This is a genomic window from Acinetobacter oleivorans DR1 (assembly GCF_000196795.1).
GTDB classification, from domain to species: Bacteria; Pseudomonadota; Gammaproteobacteria; order Pseudomonadales; family Moraxellaceae; genus Acinetobacter; species Acinetobacter oleivorans.
Window position 1 is genome coordinate 3,793,225 of the sequence record NC_014259.1, and the last position, 26,796, is coordinate 3,820,020.

Genomic DNA, 26,796 nt, shown 5'->3' on the forward strand with positions numbered 1-26,796 from the left:
CATGACTGTCAAAAAGGCACAATTGATGCCGACTTTTGCTTATGATGGGGTTGACCGTAAAGGCGTAAAAATTAAGGGGGAACTTTCGGCTAAAAATATGGCTTTAGCCAAAGTCACCCTACGCAAGCAAGGTGTAACTGTTCGTAATATTCGGGAAAAGCGTAAAAATATTCTTGAAGGTTTATTTAAGAAAAAAGTATCAACGCTCGATATCACGATTTTCACGCGACAACTTGCAACTATGATGAAAGCTGGTGTCCCACTGGTACAAGGTTTTGAAATTGTGGCAGAAGGTCTAGAAAACCCAGCTATGCGCGAGGTGGTACTCGGTATTAAAGGTGAAGTTGAAGGTGGTAGTACTTTTGCTTCAGCTCTAAGAAAGTATCCTCAGCACTTCGATAAACTGTTTTGCTCGCTTGTAGAATCTGGCGAACAGTCTGGTGCGCTTGAAACCATGCTGGACCGCGTGGCAATTTACAAAGAAAAAAGTGAATTGCTTAAGCAGAAAATTAAGAAAGCTATGAAATATCCAGCAACGGTTATTGTGGTTGCGGTGGTTGTTACCATTATTTTGATGGTTAAAGTAGTTCCCGTCTTCCAAGATCTGTTTTCTTCCTTTGGCGCAGATCTTCCTGCTTTTACACAAATGGTCGTAAATATGTCGAAATGGATGCAGGAATACTGGTTCATTCTGATTATTGTGATCGGTGCAATCATTGCAGCATTTCTGGAAGCTAAAAAGCGCAGTAAAAAATTCCGTGATAGTTTAGACAAACTTGCCCTGAAACTACCGATCTTTGGTGATCTGGTTTATAAGGCGATTATTGCGCGTTACAGCCGTACTTTAGCAACAACTTTTGCAGCTGGTGTTCCTCTCATTGATGCGCTTGAATCAACGGCTGGTGCAACCAATAATATTATTTACGAACAAGCTGTCATGAAAATTCGTGAAGATGTAGCTACAGGTCAACAACTCCAATTTGCGATGCGCGTTTCAAATCGTTTTCCATCTATGGCTATACAAATGGTCGCAATTGGTGAAGAATCTGGTGCACTAGACAGCATGCTCGATAAAGTTGCAACCTACTATGAAAATGAAGTTGATAATGCCGTTGATGGCTTAACTTCAATGATGGAACCTTTAATTATGGCAATTTTAGGGGTACTTGTAGGCGGTCTGGTTGTTGCTATGTATCTTCCAATTTTCCAAATGGGCTCAGTTGTATAATGCAAGAAATTATTGCTTATTTTATTCAAAACTTAACTGCACTTTATATTGCAGTTGCATTATTGAGCCTATGTATTGGTAGCTTTCTGAATGTGGTGATTTATCGCACCCCCAAAATGATGGAACAAGATTGGCAGCAAGAATGTCAAATACTACTCAATCCTGAACAACCAATCATTGATCATGAAAAACTGACATTAAGTAAGCCTGCTTCATCATGTCCAGAGTGCCATCAGCCCATCCGTTGGTATCAAAATATCCCAGTCATCAGTTGGTTAGTTTTAAAAGGTAAATGTGGTCATTGCCAGCATCCTATTAGCATTCGCTACCCAGCAGTTGAACTATTAACAATGGTATGTTCACTGGTTGTGGTCATGATGTTTGGTCCAACCATTCAAATGCTTTTGGGGCTAGTCCTGACTTGGGTCCTGATTACTCTCACCTTTATAGACTTTGATACTCAGCTGCTACCCGACCGTTTTACCCTACCTTTGGCTGCGCTTGGTCTAGGCATTAACACCTTTAATATTTACACCTCACCTAACTCAGCCATTTGGGGTTACCTGATTGGTTTTTTATGTCTTTGGATTGTGTATTACTTATTTAAAGTGATTACAGGCAAAGAAGGCATGGGCTACGGTGACTTTAAATTACTTGCCGCATTAGGTGCGTGGATGGGGCCATTGATGCTGCCATTAATTGTGTTATTGTCATCTTTACTAGGTGCAATTATTGGCATCATTTTATTAAAATTACGCAATGACAATCAGCCCTTTGCCTTTGGGCCCTACATTGCCATTGCAGGTTGGGTTGCCTTTCTATGGGGTGATCAGATTATGAAAATCTATTTGGGAGGTTAAGATGGCTTTTATTCTGGGAGTCACAGGTGGTATTGGCAGTGGAAAATCTGCTGCAACACAATGGTTTGAATCCCAAGGAATACAAGTCGTCGATGCCGACATCGTTGCTCGCGAAGTGGTTGAGAAAGGCCAACCTGCCCTGCAAAAAATCCAACAAACTTTTGGAGACTGGGTACTTCAATCCGATGGTAATCTCGATCGTCGTGCCCTACGCGAACATATTTTTCAAAATCCTGAAGCAAGACAAACACTCGAAAAAATCACGCATCCAGCTATTCGCCAATCTATTATTCAGCAGTTGCAAAACCCAAAAAGTCCTTATGTGATTTTAGTTTCACCCCTACTTTTTGAAACCAACCAGCATGAATTGGTGAACCACACCTTATTAGTTGATGCGAGTGAACAAACTCAAATTCAGCGTGCAAGCCAACGTGATGGGCAAAACCAAGAACAAATTCAGAAAATTATTGCAGCACAAATGCCACGCGAACGTAAACGCGAACTTGCCAATGACATTGTGTTTAATGATGGATTACTCGAACATTTACATCAACAATTAGAGCCGCTACATCAAAGTTATTTAAAGCGTACAAACTAATTTGATTTATTTTGCTGCTTAATTTGTTGTGCCAAGCTATCTGGTCGGAACCATCGCCAAGGTTGTAAGGCGCCGATTCCCATTCCGACCAAGCCCACAACAATAGATGGGCTTAATGCTTCACCGAGTAAAGGTACAGCTAAAATAGCAGCAATAAACGGCGCCAAAGTTACAATACTTCCTGTTTTAAAAGCGCCAAGTCGCTGAATCGCTGCCACATAAGTCAGAGTTGCAATAATAACCACAAATACACCATGGAAAATGCCCTGTATCGCTAAATGGACAGGACTAACTTCCATAAAATGCTTTGGTAAAAATAGAGCATAGATGGGCAAGTAAATAATTGCAGACCAAATCGCAACACTTGCCGTAGAGTGCCATGCAGAAAGTTTCCACTGTTTAAGTAATACAGTGAAAATCCCCCACCAAATCGCACTAATAAAAAGAAGCAAATCACCCACGCCAAAAGCAGAAGCATTACCTTGCAACATCACAACACTCATAAGAGCCAAGGCAGTAATCATAATTACCAGACTTACCCATGTATGCTTATCAAACGGCTGCCTAAATAAAAAGTATGCTGCAAACGCAGTACAAATTGGGATACAACCATTTAAGAAAATTGCAGCATGGGCAGCGGGAGCATAGAGAAAAGCGGTATAGACGGTGAGGCAATAAATAACCCCGCCAATCAAGGCCAAAATAACAGCATGCTTACTCCATAAAAAAGCGAGATCTTTTTTATAGATTAAAATGGGCATTAAAATTAGGAAGGCTATAGCGAAACGCAATGCGGCTATGTCCCAAGCACTGATATGCCACTGTGCATTTAAACGGGCAAAAAGCGTAAACCCGCCCCAAATGCACATGGTCACCAATACAAAGAAATAACCTTGCTTACGGGGAGACATATCAAGATGACTTAAAAACTAAAAAGGCAGCGAGATTATACCTCAGAACGCTGACGGCAAGCCTCATAAAGTGCCATACCTGTCGCTACGCTGACATTTAGACTTTGTAGATTACCTGACATCGGAATATAAACTTTATGATCACACTGCGCCTGTGTAATAGGACGCAAACCAGTGTCTTCAGCTCCCATTACAATCACAACGGCGCCAGAGAAATCACACTTTTGAAGTGGCAACGCACTTTCATCAAGCATAGTACCAATTACACGTACATGAGTTGTTTCTTTAAGATGAGCCAATGTACGAGCTAAATTAGTGACTTGAATAAATTTAACTTTCTCAGCTCCACCTGCTGCAACTTTACGAGCAGTTGGTGTCAAACTAGCCGAACGATCACGAGGCACAATAACAGCTTGCACGCCCATCGCAGCGGCGGTACGAATGCAGGCCCCTAAGTTATGCGGGTCTGTCACCTGATCCAATGCCAACAACAAAGCATCTGGAGTTTCTCTTAAAATTTGATCAAGATCTTGCTCATTCAAGACAGGATGTGGACGTACTGCAGCAACTACACCTTGATGAAATGGAAGACCTGCGAGTTTCTCAAGACTATCGCGGCTTGCTTTTTGTACACTAATTCCAAAAGGCTCTGCCAATTGCAAAATCTTTTGCAAACGCTGATCATCCCGTCCTTTTAAAGTAAACAGGGTTAGCACACGCTCCGGCTCAAGTTCTAACAATGACTCCACTGAATGAACGCCATAATAATATTCCTGTTTTGCCATGCATGACCTCTAACAACGTTTGAGCAAAAAAATAAAAATCCTGCAAAGCCAACTTCACAGGATTTCTTTGGGCATAGTGTACCCGATTTGAACAGGAATTTCTTAGCCTTCTAAATGGCATACATAATCGAGTACTTCGTCAGTTTCGATTTTAAAAAGACTGTTGCCCGGTACATAAAATGATTGGCCTGCACGGAACAATTCACTTTCAGTGCTGTCTGCAATTGTTACGCGACATTCGCCTGAAATAATTTCCATACGCTCAGGAACATGTGTTTCAAAAGTTAAAGCTTGCTCAGTCGGCAAAATAACACCTAATGTTTTTTTAGTTCCATCTTCAAATTGCACGGTATGGCTGATACATGCTCCACCAAAATAAACGTTTGATTTTTTGATGACCGTTACATGATCAAATTGGGTTGAACTCATGCAGATTCTCCAGATAATGCCGTATTTATATAAATTATGATGAATGTAGTTTAATTGTGCCTAAATAACTAATCAATCAGTTTTCATACGGATAGACTTGTAATTTCCACTGCTGTGCCTGAATTTTTTTGGCAAAAGCATAAGGTAAGTTAATCTCAATATTTCGACTATTCGACACAATTGCATCGTATCTGCAAACTTCGACCTGATTTTCATCTAGGAGTATCCAACACACTTTTTGCGCCGTTGGATGGACAACTGCTGTAGCAATTACCGGTGAACCGTCATTCATTCCTACATGAAAATTTTCACTGTCATTTTGCATTAACGCCAGATCATAAGCTGGAAAATCGATAGCATCTGAATCGAATTGCTGACTATCGTGTATAAGCACACTTTGTTTTAAAGTCGGCCAAATACAGTAGCGCAAATAATGCTGATCCATCACCCGATTATCCAGATAACGTCCGGTGGCAACATAATCTCTGATATGTGCTTCAATATTATGAAAAATCCCTGTACACCCGCCCCACATTCCAGCCAAAATTAACTCAGTATGAGAATAATTATCGCGCATTAAATGAAACCATTTATCACTCTTCAGCCATACATCTACAGCCGCCTTTTCGCGGTGCGACACAATAGAGTCGGCATCACGTATTAGAAAACGCTTAATTGTAGGATCATCCATCACAAAAAAACGCCAAAACAGTCCAGATAGTTGTTTTTGAGAATCTGTAACTTGGATGACTTGCGCGCCCTTTGCTTTTAACCGCTGTTGTACCAGTACTGGCACCGTATCATCAACATAAAATCGACACGTCCATTCTGGATAAATCTGTTTGGCTAGCTGAGTATTTAAAATAGAGGTTTCACAATAGCGAGGATTTGCCCCGAATAATGAGAAGGCAATAATATTTTCTTCAGGGTTTGTACTAAATGCTGGCGGTACATGATCTGGAATCGATAAAACAGGTTCGCTCTTCGCTAGCTCTTTTTTTGTTGTAATGGCTAAGCGTCCAAATTTGATTGTTTCTTCTTTTTTATTTAAATGATGACAAACCTCTGTGAGTCCATCATATAAGTTTGTATTTACATTAGTTCCACTGGCCTGAATCGCTTGTAAATAATGTTGATAGGCCTCGTTATAACGGCCTAAGCGTAATTCGGTATAAGCCAAGTCAGATAAAGCTCCCGGATGCTTAGGAACTAAGCTAACAGCTTGTTTAACATGTTGATAAGCTTTGGCATAATCACCTTGTGCAGCTGCTTGTTTAAATGCATTAAAATGTTGGCTTAAAATTTTATTCATTTCCGCAGGATTGTTTTTTTTATGACGATTGACCATCCCTATGGGTGGTTTCGGTAAGCTGAATGTTTTTTTCATTGTAAATATCCGCAATCTTGCTGTTCTATAATTTCAGTTAGAATAATAGATCACTTGTAGCAAATTCAAAACTTCTCTATCTTTAACCCATAATTTGGCGCGTTGGATGCGTTTATGCTCACACATTTAACTTTAATTAATTTTGCATTAGCTGATCATTTAGCTATTGATATAGAACAGGGATTTAATGTTCTAACAGGCGAAACAGGTGCCGGAAAATCATTATTACTGGATGCACTCTCTGCCTGCCTCGGGGAACGTACAGATACAAATTATGTCCGTTATGGTTCGGACAAAGCGGATATTACCGCGGTTTTCACTTATCAGAATAATAGTCCTGAAGCAAAATGGCTCCAAGACCACGAGCTAGATGATGATTCTGGGGAAATTCATTTACGTCGTGTTATTTTTGCAACTGGCCGTAGTAAGGCATGGGTTAATGGGCGCCCGAGCAGTCTATCTGAACTTAAAGAGTTAGGGCGTTTGCTAGTTCAACTCTATAGTCAGCACAGCCAGCAGCAGCTGCTTGAACCGCCTTATCCAAAGCATTGGCTAGACCGTTATAACAATTTTTATGCTGAAGCGAATGATGTACGAGAAGCCTATAGCTCATGGCAACGTACCATTCGTTTGCACCAAGCAGCCCTAGATGCACAAGCAACCCGTCTACAACGGATTGGTACTTTAGAGCACCAAATTGAAGAACTCGAAGAGGTCATTCAAACCGACTATAAAGAAATTGAGCAAGAGTTTGATCGACTTAGTCATCATGAACATATCATGCAAGACTGTAGCTTTAGCTTAAATGTCTTAGATGAAGCTGAGCAGAACATTACTCAAGAAATATCTTCGATTATTCGCAGATTAGAGTCCCATGCGGGGCGCAGCGAACAACTTTCTGAGATCTATAATTCTTTACTGAATGCTCAAAGTGAAATAGACGATGCAACGGCAAACTTGCGCCAATTTATAGATCGTCAAAGTTTTGACCCTGAGCGGATGGAAGAACTAAATTCCAAATTGGAAGTTTTCCATCGTCTGGCACGTAAATATCGCACTCAACCGGAAACACTTAAAGAAGAATACGAAACTTGGCAAAGTGAGCTTGAGCAATTGCATCAACTTGAAGATCCAGAAACATTGGCAGAACAAGTTGAAAAATCGCATGAGGAGTTTTTAGAAAAAGCTCAGCATTTAGACGATATTCGTCGTGAAGCTGCCACTCCGCTTGCGAAACAATTAACTGAGCAAGTGAAACCTTTAGCGTTACCAGAGGCACACTTCGAGTTTAAATTCGAACCATTAGAGCAGCCAGGTGCAGAGGGTTTAAGCTTTATTCAACTTTTATTTACTGCCAATAAAGGTATTCCTCCACAACCATTGGCACGAGTGGCTTCAGGTGGTGAACTTTCTCGTATTGCCCTCGTAATGCAAGTCATGAATGCAGAAAAAACTGAATCTGAAGTTTTGGTGTTTGATGAGATTGATGTCGGGATTAGTGGTGGCACCGCAGAAGTTGTAGGACGTTTACTTGCTGACTTGGCACAACATGTCCAGCTCTTATGTATTACTCACCAAGCACAAGTTGCTGCACAGTCTGATCAGCATTTATTAGTGAAAAAACAACAAACTGACCCAGCCAGCAGTACAATTGTAGAACTTGATGAAAATCAAATCATTTTTGAGTTAGCTCGCATGTCAGGTGGTGTTGAAATTAATGAAACAACCTTGCAGCATGCTAAACAATTACGCCAACTTAAATTTCAGGCTTCTTCAAATTAATAAAGAAAATGAGAGAAAAAGATTGGCGAAATCCGATTAACTCTTGTATGTTGATAAAAAGAACCTATATAGATAAAAGGGTCGAGAGGCCCTCTAGTGACATTTTTTGAGGGAGAACCGCTTAGGTGACCAAACAATATCTGACTCACCGTTGTCTGATTGCCCCGCCAGAAATGGCAGATGACTTTTTCGCAAACACTGTAATTTATCTTGCCCGTCATGATGAAGAAGGTGCTCAAGGCATTATTATTAATCGTCCTTCTGGTATTCAAATTAAAGAATTACTCAATGATCTCGACATTGAAGCAGACAATGTAAATCCACATGCGGTTTTACAAGGTGGGCCATTACGTCCTGAAGCTGGATTTGTTCTTCATACTGGACAACCAACATGGCATTCATCTATTGCTGTAGGTGAAAATGTTTGTATTACCACCAGTAAAGATATTCTAGATGCGATTGCCCATAATGAAGGCGTAGGTCGATATCAGATCGCTTTAGGCTATGCGAGCTGGAGCAAAAATCAGTTAGAAGACGAAATTACGCGTGGTGACTGGCTCATTTGTGATGCCGATATGGATCTGATTTTTAACCTGCCTTATGACGACCGTTGGGATGCAGCTTATAAAAAAATTGGTGTAGATCGTGCATGGCTAGCATCTGAAATCGGACACGCTTAATGACCGAAACACAATCAAAATCGATTATGGCTTTTGACTTTGGTACTCAAAAAATGGGAATGGCGATTGGCCAGTCTTCAATTGAAAGCGCCAATCCTCTCCCTCTATTTGTTATGAAAGATGGCATCCCAAATTGGGATCAACTCTTAAAAATTGTGAAAGAATGGCAACCCAATTTATTTTTGGTTGGCCTGCCGTTAAATATGGATGATAGTGAATCAGAACTCTCTACACGTGCCCGCAAATTTGCGAGACGTTTACGTCATCAAACCAACATAGAAACATTGATGGTAGATGAGCGTTTAACTACTCGTGAAGCAAGAGAAGAGCTAGGTTTTTACCAAGAACAAGGTCGAGCAAAAAAGCTCTCGGCTGATAGTTTTGCTGCTGCACTACTCATTCAGAGTTGGTATCGAAATCCAGTTGGATTAACGCCATAAAACAAAAAAGCATGTAATTAAAACTACATGCTTTTTTTAATTAAATCATTTCGATTTTATTTTTCAACGATATGCACAGTCGCAGTTCGTCCAGAAACAAAAGCAAGTTCATTCTTCGGTGTTTCATCTAATACAATCTTCACAGGCACACGCTGTGCTAAACGAACCCAACTAAAAGTTGGATTTACATTAGCAAGAAGCTTAGAACTGCTTGAGCGCTCACGATCTTCAATACCCGATGCAATACCTTGTACATGACCTTTAATTTTCTGGTTATCACCCATTAATTGCACAGTAGCCTGATCACCTACATGAATACGATTTAACTTAGTCTCTTCAAAGTAACCCACCACATAGAGCTGTTTACGATCAAGTAATGCTGCAACAGCCTGTCCCACTTGAACATAGTTACCTGGGCGCATATCAAAGTTAGATAATGTACCATCAGCTGGAGCAATTACCGCAGCACGATGCATATTAAGCTCGGCTAAATGCAAATTGCTCGTTGCAACCTCAATGAGGGCCTGTTGCTGCTTAACAGTTGCTTCCGCCTGCTGAATTGCTGCTTGAAGTTGCTCATGCTCTGCAAGGGATTGATCACGTGTGGCAAACACTTGGTCTTGTTCTTGTTTAGAGATAGCACCATCCATTAGGTTCGAGTAACGACCGGCATTTTTCTCGGCCAATTTGATATTACTAGCCGATTTAATCAAGTTCGCTTTTGCTTGTGCCAAACCCGCCTGCGCTTGAGCAAAGGCTGCATTTGCTTTTGCTAAATCCGATTTGGCCTGCTCTACATCTAAAGCTCGACGAGAAACATCAATTTTAAAGAGCACCTGACCTTTTTTTACAGTCTGGTTATCTTGAACCAATACTTCTGTGACAAGGCCAGCGACATCCGAAGATACTTGAATAACATCACCACGCACTCGACCATCACGTGTCCACGGCGCTGCATTATAGTAGTTCCACAAATGCACAATGGTATAGACCGCCACCATTAATGCGACAATCAAAATTACTGGACGGATGACCTTTTTCAAATCCACCTGATTCATTTCACTCACCTAACTCAATCTTTAATTTCGCAATCATCTCTATGCACCCACCCCAACAAAAATTTGATGTATTACCAAAAGCAATAAAAGGTAAAAGCACAAATTGAAAATACTAGGTAATGCAATCCAGCCTTGTGCAATCCACTTGTTGGTCAAAGGACTTAACCCACGAAAACATATATATGCTAAGAGGGCTTGAACGAGCAAAGAAGGCACGTAAATACCATAAACATTAAACTCACCCATTTGCTGTCGCTCCTCTCAAGGTACTGTTCTCATTCATTTGATCTGATGAAACATGACACATGCTATAAGCAATATTGTTAAGTGAAATGAGTAATCTTTGTCGCATCGTCATATCTTCAATATTTGAAGCAAGCTGTTTTAATTCAAATAAGCCGTGATGGATTTGCTCAACCAAAGCCACCGTATTATCTACATCATTTTCTTTGGCTCTAAACAATTCATCTAGATTTTGTTGCAAATTTCCGATGTGATGAGCCAGTTCCGAATTTTGCGGAGACTGATTTGCCAGTTCTTGTAATCTACTTAAATCGACAATACTGCTCGACTCAATCAATGCTTGATGAATTGAGGTTTTAATCTCATTAGATTGCACTACTTTACTGTTAAGAATTCCAATTCGGTCCAGCATACTGCGCAGGTGAACTTTAAAATCAAGACCATAAGGCAAATAGATCGCTTGTCTCATGGCACGATAATGCAAGGCCAGAATACGGCTGGCACTCGTGTCTGGAGACATTGCACGAACAACGTCGATGACAACTAAAGACACTAAAACGCCTAAGATCATGGCAAAAGAACCATCAAGATAAGATACCGCATCCATGCTATAAGCATTATGTAGATTTAGGCCCATCATGGTATTAATACCCAAGACCATACCTACTGGCATAAGCATTTGATTGGCCATCATAGATACAGCAAACAGGAACATCGGCAATAGAACCAGTCCAAGTTCCCAGAATGTGGTGACATGAGGGAAAATACCAAATGCATAAACAAAGACTAAAACTGCTGAAGCAATACTGCCCCAGATAAAAATACGTAAAACCGGAACGGGATTATCTAAGGCCGTTAAAATACAGGCTGTTACTGCGCCCATTTGCGCCATCATAAATCCAGCTTTCCATCCCGAAATAATCCAGACCCCAGTCACAATAAATGTAATAAGAACTGCACTAATGCCACCTCGAATAGCCACACCATGGTCACGGTGTAAACTTGGATATTTGGTGGTCATTGGCGTAATGTTGTCAGGGATTTCTTTATTGCCTTGCTGAATTCTTTGCCACAAGACTTTAACCGCTAAAACATTGCTAATGAAATGGCGTACATCCATTTTCATAGCAGCGACCAAAACTTGCTGATGTGTCGAAGCCGATTCCATCAAACTCAAGAAATCACTTTCAAACTCATCTGGTAACTGCAAAATATTTTCATCAATAATTAAATCTTTTTGCTCGAGAAAATGAACAACATGCGCTGAGAGCTGTTGCAGTTTTTCTGAATGAGTTTCAATAAACCGAAGTTCTTGAAGCTGCTTAATACGTTCAGATAAAGCAACCAGATTAGCAACGACCATTGAGATTTGATGAAGCATTTCCTGCAAGGGTTTGGTCATGCCATGCAATTCACCCTTCTCATAACTCAAATGTACTGCCAAAGCATGAATATCTGTGGTGTCACGAGTAATAGTGGCTAAAAGTTGCGTATTGTTCTGCTGAGGGTCAGCAGTTAATAAATTAGCAAACAGATTTTCTGTATCTTTAAGCGTTTTGATGACGCGCTGCTTAATCGCAGAACCAATGTGCATTGGAAGAATCGTGGCAGAAACCACAGCACTTGAAATCACCCCAATCGAAATCTCAATGACCCGAGCTAAAGCAATATCAAAAATATTGTATTGATCAATATACGTAATCGCATTGAAGACAATCATGGCTGTCGAGTAACCCGCCAGCATAAAAGCATAACTGCGTGGGGTCCGGTCAAGTAAAGACACATAAAGTGCAAAACCTACCCACAACGACAACACCACAGTAAACAACCAAGGCGTATTAATGAGATGTGGCGTTAGTGTTAAGGCAACCACTGCCCCACCCATCGTTCCTATAACACGATAGACACACTTAGAGGACACCATTCCTGAATAAGGATTGGCAATAATCAGGACTGTACCAATCGACCACATCGGGTTAATCAGATCTAATTCAAATGAAACAAATAACGCCAACATTCCGGCAATAAATGTTTTTATTGCAAAGATCAGATCAAGCCTACTCGGGCGAAACGCCAGTATTTGCTTTAATAACATGAACTCATCTCAAATACAGATTTGAACTGATGAGCATGCCCTTCAATGTTCAATTGTCTTTCTAGAGACAACAAAACTTTGCCATTTGCCTAAAAGCAAATGAGATGAGGAGCATCCTTCAATACAATGATTTTTCCACATCCTGCCTGATTGGCCCAGATGATTTCAATTTGGGCGCTATTTAAACGGCCAAACTTTGGAAAGAAGAGGTATCAAGAAATTCGCCTAGAATCGACCAATTTCTCGATTAGATATTTTGTTTGGCAATTTTTTCAAAATAAAGCAATTTAGTCAACTAAAATATCTCTATTTGATAATTTGATATGTTTTTTGATTATCGTATATGATGTATTAGCCAAGAGAAGTTTTCTCTTTGTCAGAGTAAAATACTCAAATCAGGCATTTATTTTAGAATTGAGACAAATTTTCTTTTTTTCTGTTATAAAAACTCAAAGATGACTCATTGTTAAAGGATACGAACAAGACACTATGGCAATTTCAAGTTTTGGCAAAATTTTAACCGTACTGGACCTATTTTCAGTTTCGCGTCCAGTCATTAATGTCGATATTATTTGCGAAGAACTTGGCTTGTCTAAACCAACCAGTTACCGTTACCTAAAAGAGTTGGTGTCTACCGATCTATTAAAACGCATTAATGGGACATCTGGCGATTATACCTTAGGCTCAAAAATTGCAGTTCTTGACTATATATCTCGGACAACAGACCCATTAGTTCAAATCAGCACACCGTTTATGCGAAATATTGTAGAACGTACCGAACTGTGCTGCTTGCTCACCTATTTAAATGATGACTATTGCATCGACATTCATCATGAAATATTTAAAGACACTGAACTGCTCTCGTATGGTCGAGGCTGCCCAAGACCGATTTACGTTGGGTCATCTCCAAAAACGATGGTTTCGCATTTAAGTAAACAACGGATGCAAGATTACTATCATCGTTATCAACAAGAATTAAAACAATCAGGTTTTGCTGAAGATGAACCGAGCTTTATTCAGCGTATGCGAAAAATTAAAAAACAAGGCTTCTATTTCTCACAAGGTGAGATTGACCCAAATGTTTCTGGGCTTGCCGTTCCAGTACGTTTTTCGAACAAAGAAGTGCCTTTAGCTTTAACTCTAGTTGCCTCTAAAAATCGTTTTGATTTTTTAAATGTTGAAAAGCTCATCGAAATTTTACAAGAAAATGCAGCACTTATTGAGCAGCGTTTTATGGAGTTATCTGAAAAAGGTGAAATCTAAAACTCCACCTTATGATAATTTAACCTTTTCTTACACTTTAAAATATTGAATATCTCACAATATTCTCATATTATGATTTTAGCTCCTATTGGTGATTCTTTTCATCAGCAGCTCATCAATAGAAGCATCCCCCTCAGAGGAATAAGCTCATGTTGCCATCATGGGCTTTTTTCTTATCCAATTTTTATAAGAACTGAAATTGCCGAAAAGTAAGATTAATACGTGGTTGTAAAATTTTTGTTGAGCGATTTAAACGGTGTTGCCAATATTGTTGTGTCTCACCACGCATCACAATGAGTTGACCTGGCTGGAGCCATAATTCAACTTTCTCTTTACTTTGAATATGTCTAAAAGAAAATTTTCGGGTAGCACCAAAGCTTAAAGAAGCAATTGTTGTGGTTTTTGCCAAAGACACATCCGAATCACTGTGCCAAGCCATACCTTGAGTTCCATCTTCATAGAGATTTGCTAAGCAAGAATTAAATTTCTCTGAAAGTATTTGCTCTACCTGTTGTTTTAGTTTGGCGAGTGCTTTGTCCCACGGCAAAGAATCACGTGCGACACCCGAATATTTATATTGATAGTAGTCATCTCCATACCATGCAACTTTTCGAGCTGTTATAAAGTGCTTGCCATACAACTTAGCCTCGTCATGTTTCCACGCGAGGTGCTGGTAAAGATAATGAAAATATTGTTCAGCTTCTTCAGGGCTTAAAATACAACCATAGTCCTGAACTTCACCATCGTAGGGTAATAAATTCTCACAAGGCTCTGGAGAAAATAAATCCAAGGTCATACGGTCTCTCCATGTTGCTTTGACATCTCCCAAGCTAACAATGCCAATTTACGCCCCTTTTGCCAATGATATTCTCCGACCATTCCTGTTGCGCGGATCACTCGATGACAGGGAATCAAATATGCAATCGGATTTTGTCCAATTGCGGTAGCAACAGCTCGTACCGCTTTAGGTTTGCCAATTTGCTCTGCAATATCTTGATAGGTCCGCAATTGACCTTCTGGAATGGTCAGTAACGCTTCCCAAACTTGCAGTTGGAAGGGGGTTCCTGCCAAATTAAGAGGAAGTTTCTGCTGTAAGTGTTCTGAAAAATCTTGTTCGAACCATTCTGCAACTTGTTTATGCCAAATCGGTGACTGATTTTTCAATTGGGCTTTTGGGAAATACTGCTTAATTAAATCTTCAATATTCTCATGAGTTTCGATAAACCGTATAGAACATATACCCTTTTCACTACTTACCACCAACAGCTCACCGAAGGGGCTTGTCTCAACCGAATAATTAAGAATCACGCCTTCGCCTTGCTGTTTATACTCACCAGGTGTCATCCCTTCGAGCTGAATAAACAGATCATGTAAACGACCAGTACCCGACAAGCCTGTGTTTAAAGCAGTTTCTAATAAGCTTCGCTTTTGTAGCAAATAATATTTAGCCTGCTGCAAACTCATATATTGGACAAATTTTTTCGGGCTAATCCCCACCCATTCCTGAAACTGACGTTGGATATAACCTGAACTTAAATTCATATGGCTCGCAACATCATCCAGACTTGGTTGCTGATCTAGATGTTCATATAAATATTCAATTACATTGGCAATTACAGCAAATTGCCGAGAAGAAAGCATTTGCATGTGTCACCTCCTTAGCACTTATATCTTACATTAAAGTAGCTAAAGCCCCATGACGACCCGATTCTTGCACTTTCGAAAATAAAAAAGCCTTTCATTATAGAAAGGCTTAATCATTCAATATGTGCTTAAGGTTGCTTTAAATATGGCCAAGCTGCTTTAAGGTAAATAAACATTGACCATAAAGTTAAAATGACTGCTGTATATAACAACGCGTAAGCCAACATTTCTAAAGGTTGCCAATTGAGTAAGAACACACTAATGGCAATCATCTGAAAAGCTGTTTTATATTTACCTACTGTTGATACAGCTACGCTTGTTCTTGCGCCAAGTTCTGCCATCCACTCACGTAAAGCAGAAACTGTAATTTCCCGTGAAATAATGACAATTGCCGCAAAAGCCATTGAAATGGTTGGATTCCACTGCACCAAAACAATAAGTGCTGCCGCCACCATGAGCTTATCTGCAACTGGATCTAAAAAACGGCCAAATGCTGAAGTCTGGTTTAAAGTTCGTGCCAAATAGCCATCAAACCAATCGGTAATAGCAGCCAACACAAAAATAGCCGTCAAAATAATATGACGACTCATATTTCCTGCTTGCTCACCAATACCCATTGCAGGCGGCCAATACGCAATCACCAAAAATACAGGAATAAGCGCGATACGCGCCAACGTTAGGATATTTGGGATATTCAGGATTCGCCCTGTGGTCATAAACACCGCCAATTTAGTCTTCATGCATCTTGTAACAGACAAAAATACATTCTTCAATATTGTATCTATCTGTAACAGCCACTTTATACGAAATATACGAATCGAGGAAGTGGACTGCTTAGGTAAATACCGTAACAGTTTGCCGTAAAATTGCAATTAAATGATCATTTTGGTCCCAAAGATGGGCATATTCCGTGGAATAACCTTCACCAGCATATTCAGTCACCACTTTATATTTAAACCAGTCACATAATTGATGTGGAAATGGATGAACAAAGGTAATGTGCCAAGTTAAAGAACTTGCAGGAGCAACTTGTTTAAACATCGGCAATACACCAGGTGGCCAAATATCCATCAAAACAATTAAATCTGGCAATGTCATTTGACGATTTTCATGCTTCTCTGGAGAGAACCTTGACCATCCTCCAAAGTCAGCATACTGACTTCCTGTAACAGGATAATGACCTTCTGCCCAGCATACATCAAAATGTTGATAGCATTCTGGCATTTGTCTAGCAAAAGGAATCGGTTGTAAATCTTCGGGTGGTGCATAAATTGGCACAATAGGTTCTTGCCGTACTTCAATATTCGACGCACGAGGCACACCAAAACTTGCAACCAAAATGGTTTGTACCGCGCCATCTTGCCATAAACGGGTTTCAAGTGTAGTGACCGATTTCCCTTCCCTTAAAATTTCAACAGTCAATTGAGCGGGCCCCTGCTGTACAGGCCCCACAAAAGTAACACTACAACTCAATAATCTTTTATTTGGATCTTGAATATTGGCGCACGCTTTTTGCATCAGCAATCCCGCAACAAGACCTCCAAACACTGTTCGTCCTTGCAACCACCCTTCAGATATTTCAATCCATTCCTTTTGTTTTATTTCTTCAAACAATTGCAGCAAAGACATTCCTTTCCCTAAAACAAAAGTGTTATTAGGGTCGATCTTTCCTCATTTTGTTTGGAATGTGAATGGTCAATCCTTTAGTAATTGGCGAGCTATTTTGTCACTCCGCCTTTAAAACGATGCTTATTCATGCAGAATTTTATAAATCGTTCTGGCCATCATTTCACCAAAACCAGGCACAAGCGTGAGCTCTTTTTCAGAGGCTTTTAAAACACCTTGAATCCCACCAAAATGGGTTAATAAATCTCGACGGCGCTTTGGACCCAATCCCGGAATCGCTTCTAAAACTGAAATGCTACGGCGTTTATCACGTTTAGCTCGGTGTTTAGTAATTGCGAAGCGATGGGCTTCATCACGTACCTGTTGAATCAAGTGCAATGCTTTATGATCTTCTGGTAACTGGATTTTCGTGCCATCTGTAAAATGCAGGGTCTCAAGGCCCGGTTTACGCCCTTCACCTTTCGATACCCCCACCATAAAAGCATCGAGCCCAAGCTCTTGCATAACTTCCATCGCCATGTGAAGCTGACCTTTACCACCATCAATTAACAACAGATCAGGCAATATGGCTTTTTTATAACGTCGTGTTAAGGCTTGGCGCATAGCTGCATAGTCATCGCCAGCGGTAATATCTTGAATGGCAAATTGGCGATAGTCACGCTTACGAGCACCACCTTGGTCAAACACCACACACGACGCAATTGGAGCTTCGCCCATGGTATGGCTAATATCAAAACATTCGATACGATCGACAGGTCTACCAATTACTTGCTCTAACTGATGGAAACGTTCATTGAGTTCTAAATGGTTACTCAACTGCCCCTTAATTGCATGTTGAACATTCATTTCAGCTAACTCTAGCCACTCAGCACGAGTTTCTCGAACATTACTCTTAATCTGAACCTTTTTGCCAAACTGCTGTGTCAATGCTTCTTCTAATTCTTTACGGTCAGGCAATGCAATGTTCACAATCAATTCATTGGGTACTTCATCTGCAACTTGAAAGTAAAAGTTTGCCATAAAGTCACTCAGCATTTGCCCAAGGTCATCGCCTAGCATGTCAGGGAAATAGCTTTTTCCACCTAGCATTCGCCCATTGCGTACATACATAATCTGCACGCATGTCACGCCAGCCTGATAAGCAATCGCCAGAATATCCGCCTCACCTTTGACTTTAAACACAGCTTGTTGCGCTTGAACTTCACGAAGCAAAGATAGTCGATCACGATAAAAAACAGCTTTTTCAAATTCAAGTTCTGCTGCTGCTTGTTCCATTTTGGCAATGAGCTCTTGATTCAGCTCCTTCGTATCACCTTGCAAAAAGCGAATACTATTATTAATGTCTTCTTTATAATCTTCGGGTGAAATCAGCCCTACACAAGGTGCAGAACAACGTTTGATCTGATATTGCAAACACGGGCGCTTGCGCTGCGCAAAGTAGCTATTTTCACACTGACGTACATTAAAAAGCTTTTGTAGAACGAGTAAAGTATCACGGGCACTATAGGCACTTGGATAAGGTCCAAAGAACTTACCAATTTGGTGCTTCCCTTTGCCGCGACCACTAGCAAGCCGAGGATAGGGCTTATCTGCCGATACAAAAATATAGACATATGACTTATCGTCCCGCAACATGATGTTATAAGGCGGACGATGTTGTTTAATTAAATTTTGCTCGAGAAGTAGTGCTTCAGTTTCTGAACGAGTGACTAAAGTTTCAATATCATAAATTCTGGCAACTAAAGCCTGAGTTTTAGGATGCTCAATGGTTTTAACAAAATAGCTCGACACCCTATTCTTTAGGTTTTTTGCTTTGCCAACATATAACAATTCGCCCTCTTTCCCTAGCATTTTATAAACACCTGGAAGTTGGGTCATGTGGGCTAAAATTTTTTCAATATGGGGACGAGCGTTTTGATTCACTATCGGCAGACATGGCTTAATACTGAATACCTAATGTGATGTTTTCAACCTGAGTTTTCAAGTGCTTTACTGTGCCACAAGCCAAATTTGGAAACAGATTTGGATATGCCCCGACAGACTATGTCGTACTCGCTTAAGAATCGAGGCGATAGTAGCTATATTTCACATCTTTTTCTTTATAGACCGCATAGGTTTTTTGACGAAAATCTGAGAACCAGCCATTCCCTGTATATCCCGCAATATGACCATATGTGTGGCCACTTGTCCGCTCAATAATATAAATATCGCCTTCTTGAGGACGATTAAAAGCAGGTTTAATTTTCTTATAACCATTCTTCTCAAGCGTATGCCCCCAGTCTGAAGCTGCTACTGGATGCTTAGACACATCCGCTCCTGCTGCTTGTAAAGCAATGCGAATATTTTTGGCACATTTCTCTTTACTATGGTTGGCAGATATACTTTCAAGCTTACTTGAGAACTTGTGCAAATTAATATTTTGATCTTCAGATTGATGAATTTTCACATCAGTTTTTTTATGTTTTTCAGTCGACGAAGCTGCTTGTCTTAACATCACTTTCATTTTTAAATCATCTTGAGAGCTTTCTTCTTTTCTCTCTTCGATATGATGAACATGTGCATGAACTGCGTGATGAGCATGAGCCATTTTAAAACCTACTTCCGCTAACCAGTCTTCGAAAAAACCGCGCCATTGTAGAATCAAAATTGGTCCTTGGCTTTTAATAGTTGTAACAAATTGCCAGCACTGTGAAATGAGTCACAAAATTCAATAAAGGTTAATTTCTATGAATACTAAAGAATTTGTCAAAGAACTTATAAATACTATTTCAGACGAATATATCGATACTTATAAACAGATTTACTCATCTACTTTAGTCGATAATAAAATTAAAGAAGATCCCTACTGGTTTGATGCTCTCACTTTTTATCAATCTTTATCTCAAAAAGATAAGGAAACCTTATTTAAAATCATTAAACAGACGACTATTGATACTACAAGTATAATTCTAGGTATTATTGATGGTCCTGTGACCTTAAATCAGATCCCTGGTGACTTTACGCTGACATATACAGAAAATGAGAAGACAGTAATTTTAAATGGAGATCTACAGGATGAATTCCTTACCAAAATAAAAGAAAGAGACATATCACAATGATATATAATGAATTATAATAATGGAAATATAATTATGATATTAAAACAAAAGCTTATTTATAAAAACTCGAAAAACGAGAAAATCAAATTAATACTCGAACCTTGGGCAGAAGAATATAATATTGAGTCAAATTCTGAAGTAGAGATTATTGTTGAAGGTGATATAGAAAAAGGATATTTAATGATTGAATCAGAGATAGACCGTGTTGTCATCTATGGTTGGCAAGGAAGTCTTATTCAAGTCTTCAAAAATGGTAAACTTATTGACTAATGATTTTATTAATAATCTATTCCTTCTAACAGGTTATTTTAGCTTAAAACAAAAAACGCCCTTTCGGGCGTTTTAATTAAAATATATATGGTCGGACAAAAATCAGGAAGAAAATCCCAAGCATTAATAACCATTTTAAGAAGTAATACAACTTACGGTTTTTAGCTTTTAATGCTTTAGCTTTAATGCGAATTTGATAAACATAACCAAAAGCTTTATTTAAACCACCTGTTTGGTCACCTGTTTCATTCGGTGAACTTGCAGCAGTCATCACTTTACGACCAAACCAATGATTGAAACGTTCCATCCATTTCACTTTCATCGGTCGTTCAACATCTGCAAAGAAAATAATACGGTTTTGATCAGTCTTATTTTCAGCATAGTGAATATAGGTTTCATCAAATACAATACTTTGGCCATCTCGCCAAGAGTATCTTTCACCATCAACATCAATAAAACAACGATCATCATTTGGCGTAATTAAACCCAAATGATAACGCAGTGAACCTGCATATGGGTCACGGTGTCTTACCAAACGGCTGTCAGGTGCAAGCTCGGTAAACATAGCGGCTTTAATTGTCGGCAATGTTTTAAGAAGTGCTGTGGTTTTCGGGCAGAGCTCAGCAGCAGACGGATGACTTGACTCATACCATTTTAAGTAAAAACGCTTCCAACCTGTTTTAAAGAATGAGTTAAAACCTAAGTCGTTATATGTACTTGAAGCTTTGATTCCACCTTGGTCATATAAAGCTTTCGCTTCATCACGAATCATTTCCCAATTTTCATCCAACACTTTTAAATCTTTAAAATGCTGGGTGTCGATATAAGGTTGATTCGGCACCTTTGAAAAGATGTACATTAAAAAGTTAATCGGTGCGAGCAAGGTTGAATGGTCAAAAAACTGACGATAAAACGAGTGACGCACTTTGCCGCGATGCTGGATATACAATGCTGATATCACAAAAATCGCTAATATGATCCACTTAATCATATTGCTACTCTTTCAAAAGATTAGGGGCAACTTCACCTTATATTTAAGGCAATAGAAACCGGAAGTTTATTTAATTGGCACAAATTTTAACAAAATTGACTTATAAAAAGCGAATGTAAAAAATAAGTCAAATAATAGGTCTCATATTTTTATAAGAAATAAAAGAACCCTCAGTATTTTTTCAGCACTTTAAGAAGTTAAACTTGTTGTTATTTTTATTCGCTTTTTTAAGATAAAAATTGAACAATTGACTTTTTTGACAAAAAACTAACTTTTGAATTTTCATATTTTTTATAAGAAAGTGTGATAACTCCAGAGCTTTATAAAGAAAAATTTAAAGCAAAACAAAAGCCTTTGATTAGCAGCTATCTTTATGATTTCTTTTATGCAATTTAATACAGATGAATTGAATAATAAATAAGATGACCCTTGCGTCACGGCTTGATACAACTTGTCAGGTTTTTTTTAGATATAGTTATCGTAAGATTAGCGAAGCATAAATGTGTACCAAAGCTGTGCACACGCTTCATAACATCAACTTAGAAGTCCTCCAAAACCAAGGAGATCAGGCATGATCCACGCTGGCAATGCCATTACCGTCCAAATGCTTTCGGACGGAATTGCAGAATTCCGCTTTGACTTACAAGGTGAGTCGGTCAATAAATTTAACCGTGCAACAATTGAAGATTTCCAAGCTGCTATTGCTGCGGTAAAAGCAAATAATGATATTAAAGGCTTAGTTGTTACGTCGGGCAAATCAACATTTATTGTTGGGGCAGACATTACCGAATTTGGTGAAAACTTCGCTCAAGGCGAAAAAGCGATTGTTGACTGGCTTATGCCTGTTCACGAAATCTTCAATAGCTTTGAAGATTTAGAAATTCCAAAAGTTGTTGCTATTAACGGTATGGCGTTAGGCGGCGGTTTTGAAATGTGTTTAGTGTGTGACTATCGTGTGATGTCAGAAGCTGCGCAAGTGGGCTTACCAGAAATTAAACTTGGTATTTACCCAGGTTTTGGCGGTAGCGTACGTTTAAGCCGTCTTATTGGTATCGACAACGCGGTTGAATGGATGGCGATGGCTGCTCCTAAAAAACCAGCTGCTGCACTAAAAGATGGTGCTGTAGATGCGGTTGTAGCTGCTGATAAATTACTTGAAGCTGCAACTGACTTAGTTAAGCAAGCAATTTCTGGTCGTTTGAACTGGAAAGCGAAACGCCAAGAAAAACTTGATGCTGTAAAATTGAACCCACTTGAACAAATGATGGCGTTCAACACAGCAAAAGGTGCTGTACTTGCTAAAGCAAATCCTGCTCAATACCCTGCTCCAAAATTATTACTTGATTCATTACAAGCAGGTGCAAGCCTTGCGCGTGACGAAGCATTAAAAGCTGAAGCTGAAGGTTTTGCAAAAGCTGCGATTACTCCACAAGCTGGTGCATTGATTGGTTTATTCCTCAATGACCAAGTTGTTAAGAAAACTGCTAAAAAACATGAAAAAGGTGCTCACCCTGTAAACCAAGCAGCTGTACTTGGCGCTGGTATCATGGGTGGTGGTATTGCTTACCAAGCGGCAAGCAAAGGCACTCCAATTATCATGAAAGATATTGGTAACCCACAACTTGCACTAGGTATGTCAGAAGCGAACAGCTTGTTAACTAAACAAGTTGAACGTAAGAAAATGAAACCTGCGCAAATGGGTGAAACCCTTGCACGTATCCGTCCTACTTTAAGCTACGATGAGTTTAAAGAAGTCGACATCGTGATCGAAGCGGTTACAGAAAATCCAAAAGTTAAAGAAATCGTTCTTGCAGACACTGAAAAGCATGTTCGTGAAAACACGATTATTGCGTCTAACACGTCTACAATTTCAATTACACGTTTAGCGAAAGCTTTACAACGTCCTGAAAACTTTGTAGGTATGCACTTCTTCAACCCAGTTCACATGATGCCGCTTGTAGAAGTCATTCGTGGTGAAAAGACTTCTGAAGAAGCGATTGCAACTACTGTTGTTCTTGCTCAAAAAATGGGTAAAACACCAATCGTTGTAAACGACTGCCCAGGGTTCTTGGTTAACCGTGTATTGTTCCCTTACTTTGGTGCATTTGACCTTCTTGTAAAAGACGGCGCAGACTTCCAGCAAGTTGACAATGTAATGTCTAAGTTTGGCTGGCCAATGGGTCCTGCTTACCTCATCGACGTTGTTGGTATCGACACTGGTGTACACGGTGCAGAAGTCATGGCTGAAGGTTTCCCAGACCGCATGAAGCCAGACTACAAAGGTTCAATCCAAGCAATGTACGAAGCTAAACGTCTTGGTCAAAAGAATGACGTTGGTTTCTACAAATACGAACTCGATAAGAAAGGCAAGAAAGCAAAAACTGTTGATCCAACAGCGTATGAAATCATTGCTCCTTTCGTAACGGGTGAAAAACGCGAGTTTGATAACCAAGAAATCATTGACCGCATGATGCTTGCTTTCTGTAACGAAACAGTTCGTTGCTTAGAAGACAACATCGTTGCAACTGCTGCTGAAGCAGACATGGCAATGATTATGGGTGTAGGTTTCCCTCCATTCCGTGGTGGTCCATGTCGTTATATCGACCAGACAGGTGTTGCTGAATATGTTGCGCTTTGCGACAAATATGCACACTTAGGTAAGGCTTATGAAGCGCCACAAATGTTGCGTGACATGGCTGCTAACAACAAAAAATTCTACGGTTAAGGAGCAACGTGAATGGCTACTTTAAATCCACGTGACGTTGTCATCGTTGATGGCGTACGTTCTGCAATGGGTAAAACCAAAAACGGTATGTTCCGCAATGTACGTGCTGACAGCTTATCTGCTGAATTAGTTCGTGCACTCGTTGCTCGTAACCAATTTGACACCAATGAAGTTGAAGACCTGATCTGGGGCTGTGTAAATCAGACTTTAGAACAAGGTATGAACATTGGTCGTAACATCGGCTTATTGGCTGACTTACCAAAAACTGTAGCAGGTCAAACTGTAAACCGTCTTTGTGGTTCATCTATGCAAGCACTTCATACTGCTGCTGCACAGATTGCAACTAACCAAGGTGATATCTTCATTATTGGTGGTGTAGAGCACATGGGCCATGTAGGTATGATGCACGGCATCGACCTAAACCCAGAAGCATCTAAACACTATGCAAAAGCATCTAACATGATGGGCTTAACTGCTGAAATGTTAGGTCGCATGAACGGCATTAGCCGTGAAGAGCAAGACGCATTTGGTGTTGAATCTCACCGCCGTGCTTGGGCTGCAACTCAAGAAGGTCGTTTCAAAAACGAAATCGTTGGTGTTGAAGGTCACGATGCAAATGGCTTTAAAATCCTTTGTGACATAGACGAAGTAATTCGTCCAGATGCAAACCTTGAGTCGTTCAAAGCACTACGTCCTGTATTCGATCCGAAAGGCGGTACGGTAACTGCTGCTACATCTTCAGCGTTGTCTGACGGTGCTTCTGCAATGTTGCTTATGTCTGCTGAGCGCGCGCAAGCGTTAGGTTTAAAACCACGCGCTGTGATTCGTTCTATGGCTGTTGCAGGTTGTGATGCTGCAATCATGGGTTACGGTCCAGTTCCAGCAACTCAAAAAGCGCTTAAACGTGCTGGTTTAACGATGGCTGATATTCAAACTATCGAATTAAACGAAGCATTTGCTGCTCAAGGCTTATCAGTAATGAAAGGCTTAGGTATTTATGACAAGCAAGACATCATTAACTTAAATGGTGGTGCAATTGCTTTGGGTCACCCACTAGGCTGTTCTGGTGCGCGTATCACCACTACGCTGTTAAACGTAATGGAACAACAAGATACTCAAATCGGTCTTGCGACCATGTGTATCGGCCTTGGTCAAGGTATTGCAACAGTGATCGAACGTGTTTAATTAACACCAAGATAAAAAAATCCCCGCTCAATGCGGGGATTTTTTTATCGACCAGCTAAACCATTCTCGATTTTCTTCTGTAAATCTCTAATATCTTGAATATTCACTTTCATCGTACCCTCACGATAAGCGTCGACATTACTTCGATTAATATTCAAATCTTTTAACATTACAAAGATACCATTGGTTGGATCAGAAGACTGTATTCCACCCGCTACCGCTAAAATGTATTGTTGTAAGAATGGAGAAAGTTGAGACAAATCAGGTTGTGCCATGACTGGCTGATAATCTACTGTAGTCATGCCTTCAGGGACTAAAGCATTTTGTATATCGTAATGCGTTTTATACTCATGATGTTGCAGAGCCTGACGCACTTTTTTATCTTCTTGGAAGGGTACAAATCCTACCTCTTCACGTAGCTCAGATTCAGCCATAACGCGAATTGTTGGTAAAGTAGCCACTTCTTCTGCTTGAACAGTCGGTAAACCCATAAAAGCAAATGCAGCAATGAAGGCTGATTGTTTTAGAAAGTTCATAACTTGCTCCAAAAATCACTCACCCTATTCAAATTAAAAAGATGATGATTAAATTAAAAGTATCTATAAATAGGCTACAACAAAGTCGAATTTGATTCAGTAATGCTCAGATAAACGGTAAATATAATTAAATTTTTTAATGTAATAGTACGGTTCTTCTATGTATTAAAACTGCACTCTATAAAGCACTCTACAACTTGAACAAAAATGTTCAGATTATAGAGTGCGATTTATCTTATAAATTTTATTTGCTCTCTAACATCTCTTTTAAAGAATTCACGACTTGTGGAAACGTCGTATAACCTTCCCTTCCTAAAAAATGCCCACCATTAGGAACAGTAATGTACGGCGCATCAATTTCTTTCGCCAATTCAATCGTCAGTTTTGGCGGAACCAAATCATCATTATCAGATAAATACACCAGCTTTTTCTTTATGTCCTTAAAGTAGTTCGTATCGACTTTGCTTTTTGTTATATAGGCATCGAGTGGAGAAAAGTCTGAAATTGGACCAGAAAATCCAGATACTAAAATCATTCCACCAATATTCTGGTAATCATGTTTTTGTAAAAAGTGCAGTAACGTAATTACCCCTAAACTGTGTGCAACAAAATAGGTATTTTCATCCACACTCGGGATCTGTTTGTCTAAAACCTTCTGCCAAGCATCCACATCTGGATGCTCAGAATCTGGAAATGGAATTAGAGTTACAGTCGTATGTTCATCTTCTATTTGATGTTTTAAATCTAAAAACCAGTGATCATCTATAGAAGCAGAGTAACCATGAAGCACAAATATTTGACGCATGTTTTTCTCCTGAAGTTCAAGTGTTTTGGCATTTGCAACAAATGACATTAATCCGAATAACACCAATAAAATGAGTTTTCTGATCATGGAACAAGTACCATTTTGAAAGATAAAAACATGCTAAACTATGACACCACTGTTAAGGTCAACCCCATTT

Annotated in this window: 27 protein-coding genes and 1 pseudogene; 11 read left to right on the top strand and 17 right to left on the bottom strand. The window is 39.7% G+C overall.

Annotation, left to right across the window (positions count from 1 at the left end):
* Position 1: 1 nt before the first annotated feature.
* The 3 genes from AOLE_RS17820 to coaE are packed head-to-tail and all read left to right on the top strand — an operon-like array spanning position 2 to position 2,686.
* Entirely contained in the window at positions 2–1,228 is a 1,227-nt protein-coding gene (locus tag AOLE_RS17820; protein ID WP_013199080.1) for a type II secretion system F family protein, read from the top strand.
* Positions 1,228–2,088, top strand: a complete 861-nt coding sequence (locus tag AOLE_RS20825; protein ID WP_013199081.1) for a prepilin peptidase — start codon at positions 1,228–1,230, stop codon at positions 2,086–2,088. The genes AOLE_RS17820 and AOLE_RS20825 overlap by 1 nt, the downstream gene beginning before the upstream one ends.
* 1 nt (position 2,089) lies before the next feature.
* Positions 2,090–2,686, top strand: coding sequence for a dephospho-CoA kinase (gene coaE / locus AOLE_RS17830; RefSeq protein ID WP_013199082.1), 597 nt, complete (start codon positions 2,090–2,092; stop codon positions 2,684–2,686).
* Here the strand turns inward: coaE and AOLE_RS17835 are convergent.
* The 4 genes from AOLE_RS17835 to AOLE_RS17850 form a co-directional block, all read right to left on the bottom strand.
* Positions 2,683–3,597, bottom strand: a complete 915-nt coding sequence (locus tag AOLE_RS17835) for a DMT family transporter (protein ID WP_013199083.1) — start codon at positions 3,595–3,597, stop codon at positions 2,683–2,685. The genes coaE and AOLE_RS17835 overlap by 4 nt on opposite strands.
* Before the next feature lie 35 nt (positions 3,598–3,632).
* Positions 3,633–4,382 carry a 23S rRNA (guanosine(2251)-2'-O)-methyltransferase RlmB gene (gene rlmB / locus AOLE_RS17840; RefSeq protein WP_004795029.1) on the bottom strand — a complete coding sequence of 250 codons (750 nt, stop codon included), beginning with the start codon at positions 4,380–4,382 and terminating at the stop codon, positions 3,633–3,635.
* 102 nt (positions 4,383–4,484) lie between these two features.
* Positions 4,485–4,811, bottom strand: a complete 327-nt coding sequence (gene ppnP / locus AOLE_RS17845; protein ID WP_004795031.1) for a pyrimidine/purine nucleoside phosphorylase — start codon at positions 4,809–4,811, stop codon at positions 4,485–4,487.
* Between the two features lie 76 nt (positions 4,812–4,887).
* Complete coding sequence (locus AOLE_RS17850) at positions 4,888–6,198, bottom strand: tetratricopeptide repeat protein (RefSeq protein ID WP_013199084.1); 1,311 nt, start codon at positions 6,196–6,198, stop codon at positions 4,888–4,890.
* Between the two features lie 114 nt (positions 6,199–6,312).
* On the opposite strand from AOLE_RS17850, the gene recN reads away from it, so the two are divergent.
* The 3 genes from recN to ruvX all read left to right on the top strand — a co-directional run bounded on the left by recN (position 6,313) and on the right by ruvX (position 9,100).
* Complete coding sequence (recN, locus tag AOLE_RS17855) at positions 6,313–7,980, top strand: DNA repair protein RecN (RefSeq protein WP_013199085.1); 1,668 nt, start codon at positions 6,313–6,315, stop codon at positions 7,978–7,980.
* A 125-nt stretch (positions 7,981–8,105) separates the two neighbouring features.
* Positions 8,106–8,660, top strand: a complete 555-nt coding sequence (locus tag AOLE_RS17860) for a YqgE/AlgH family protein (protein ID WP_003654562.1) — start codon at positions 8,106–8,108, stop codon at positions 8,658–8,660.
* Positions 8,660–9,100 (top strand): Holliday junction resolvase RuvX, encoded by a 441-nt coding sequence (gene ruvX / locus AOLE_RS17865; protein ID WP_004795038.1) that lies wholly within the window; start codon positions 8,660–8,662, stop codon positions 9,098–9,100. The genes AOLE_RS17860 and ruvX overlap by 1 nt, the downstream gene beginning before the upstream one ends.
* A gap of 56 nt (positions 9,101–9,156) precedes the next feature.
* Here the strand turns inward: ruvX and AOLE_RS17870 are convergent, their stop codons facing one another.
* The 4 genes and pseudogenes from AOLE_RS17870 to AOLE_RS20135 form a co-directional block, all read right to left on the bottom strand.
* A complete protein-coding gene (locus AOLE_RS17870; RefSeq protein ID WP_004795040.1) occupies positions 9,157–10,158 on the bottom strand; it encodes an HlyD family secretion protein in 1,002 nt (333 codons plus the stop codon).
* Between the two features lie 39 nt (positions 10,159–10,197).
* Positions 10,198–10,404, bottom strand: a complete 207-nt coding sequence (locus tag AOLE_RS17875) for a DUF1656 domain-containing protein (protein ID WP_004795042.1) — start codon at positions 10,402–10,404, stop codon at positions 10,198–10,200.
* Positions 10,397–12,496, bottom strand: a complete 2,100-nt coding sequence (locus AOLE_RS17880) for an FUSC family protein (protein WP_005301795.1) — start codon at positions 12,494–12,496, stop codon at positions 10,397–10,399. The genes AOLE_RS17875 and AOLE_RS17880 overlap by 8 nt, the downstream gene beginning before the upstream one ends.
* A pseudogene (locus AOLE_RS20135) lies at positions 12,487–12,618 on the bottom strand (hypothetical protein). Before AOLE_RS20135 ends, AOLE_RS17880 begins: the two are co-directional and overlap by 10 nt.
* A 367-nt stretch (positions 12,619–12,985) precedes the next feature.
* Between AOLE_RS20135 and AOLE_RS17885 the strand changes: the two are divergent.
* Positions 12,986–13,759 carry an IclR family transcriptional regulator gene (locus AOLE_RS17885; protein WP_004795045.1) on the top strand — a complete coding sequence of 258 codons (774 nt, stop codon included), beginning with the start codon at positions 12,986–12,988 and terminating at the stop codon, positions 13,757–13,759.
* Between the two features lie 184 nt (positions 13,760–13,943).
* On the opposite strand, the gene AOLE_RS17890 is transcribed toward AOLE_RS17885, so the two are convergent.
* The 6 genes from AOLE_RS17890 to AOLE_RS17915 all read right to left on the bottom strand — a co-directional run bounded on the left by AOLE_RS17890 (position 13,944) and on the right by AOLE_RS17915 (position 19,616).
* Positions 13,944–14,555: an alpha-ketoglutarate-dependent dioxygenase AlkB family protein gene (locus AOLE_RS17890; RefSeq protein WP_004795047.1), complete on the bottom strand. Its 612-nt coding sequence runs from the start codon at positions 14,553–14,555 to the stop codon at positions 13,944–13,946.
* Positions 14,552–15,406 (bottom strand): methylated-DNA--[protein]-cysteine S-methyltransferase, encoded by an 855-nt coding sequence (locus AOLE_RS17895; protein WP_005301791.1) that lies wholly within the window; start codon positions 15,404–15,406, stop codon positions 14,552–14,554. The genes AOLE_RS17890 and AOLE_RS17895 overlap by 4 nt, the downstream gene beginning before the upstream one ends.
* A gap of 125 nt (positions 15,407–15,531) precedes the next feature.
* A complete protein-coding gene (gene pgsA, locus AOLE_RS17900; RefSeq protein ID WP_004795051.1) occupies positions 15,532–16,119 on the bottom strand; it encodes a CDP-diacylglycerol--glycerol-3-phosphate 3-phosphatidyltransferase in 588 nt (195 codons plus the stop codon).
* A gap of 118 nt (positions 16,120–16,237) precedes the next feature.
* Positions 16,238–17,032 carry a thioesterase family protein gene (locus tag AOLE_RS17905; protein ID WP_013199086.1) on the bottom strand — a complete coding sequence of 265 codons (795 nt, stop codon included), beginning with the start codon at positions 17,030–17,032 and terminating at the stop codon, positions 16,238–16,240.
* A gap of 120 nt (positions 17,033–17,152) precedes the next feature.
* Positions 17,153–18,952 carry an excinuclease ABC subunit UvrC gene (uvrC, locus tag AOLE_RS17910; protein ID WP_023274332.1) on the bottom strand — a complete coding sequence of 600 codons (1,800 nt, stop codon included), beginning with the start codon at positions 18,950–18,952 and terminating at the stop codon, positions 17,153–17,155.
* A gap of 133 nt (positions 18,953–19,085) precedes the next feature.
* Positions 19,086–19,616 (bottom strand): peptidoglycan hydrolase, encoded by a 531-nt coding sequence (locus tag AOLE_RS17915; protein WP_035332052.1) that lies wholly within the window; start codon positions 19,614–19,616, stop codon positions 19,086–19,088.
* A gap of 139 nt (positions 19,617–19,755) precedes the next feature.
* On the opposite strand from AOLE_RS17915, the gene AOLE_RS17920 reads away from it, so the two are divergent.
* Positions 19,756–20,127 (top strand): hypothetical protein, encoded by a 372-nt coding sequence (locus AOLE_RS17920; protein WP_013199089.1) that lies wholly within the window; start codon positions 19,756–19,758, stop codon positions 20,125–20,127.
* Positions 20,128–20,160: 33 nt separating this feature from the next.
* On the top strand, positions 20,161–20,397 hold the full coding sequence (locus AOLE_RS17925; protein WP_013199090.1) for a hypothetical protein: 237 nt from the start codon (positions 20,161–20,163) through the stop codon (positions 20,395–20,397).
* Positions 20,398–20,473: 76 nt separating this feature from the next.
* Here AOLE_RS17925 and lpxO read toward each other — a convergent pair whose 3' ends face one another.
* Entirely contained in the window at positions 20,474–21,388 is a 915-nt protein-coding gene (gene lpxO, locus AOLE_RS17930) for a lipid A hydroxylase LpxO (protein ID WP_013199091.1), read from the bottom strand.
* Positions 21,389–21,959: 571 nt separating this feature from the next.
* On the opposite strand from lpxO, the gene fadB reads away from it, so the two are divergent.
* Complete coding sequence (gene fadB, locus AOLE_RS17935; protein WP_013199092.1) at positions 21,960–24,113, top strand: fatty acid oxidation complex subunit alpha FadB; 2,154 nt, start codon at positions 21,960–21,962, stop codon at positions 24,111–24,113.
* Positions 24,114–24,125: 12 nt separating this feature from the next.
* Positions 24,126–25,298 (top strand): acetyl-CoA C-acyltransferase FadA, encoded by a 1,173-nt coding sequence (fadA, locus tag AOLE_RS17940; RefSeq protein WP_004795064.1) that lies wholly within the window; start codon positions 24,126–24,128, stop codon positions 25,296–25,298.
* Between the two features lie 44 nt (positions 25,299–25,342).
* Here fadA and AOLE_RS17945 read toward each other — a convergent pair whose 3' ends face one another.
* Positions 25,343–25,834 (bottom strand): hypothetical protein, encoded by a 492-nt coding sequence (locus tag AOLE_RS17945; RefSeq protein ID WP_013199093.1) that lies wholly within the window; start codon positions 25,832–25,834, stop codon positions 25,343–25,345.
* Positions 25,835–26,078: 244 nt separating this feature from the next.
* Complete coding sequence (locus AOLE_RS17950; protein WP_013199094.1) at positions 26,079–26,726, bottom strand: RBBP9/YdeN family alpha/beta hydrolase; 648 nt, start codon at positions 26,724–26,726, stop codon at positions 26,079–26,081.
* Between the last annotated feature and the right edge of the window lie 70 nt (positions 26,727–26,796).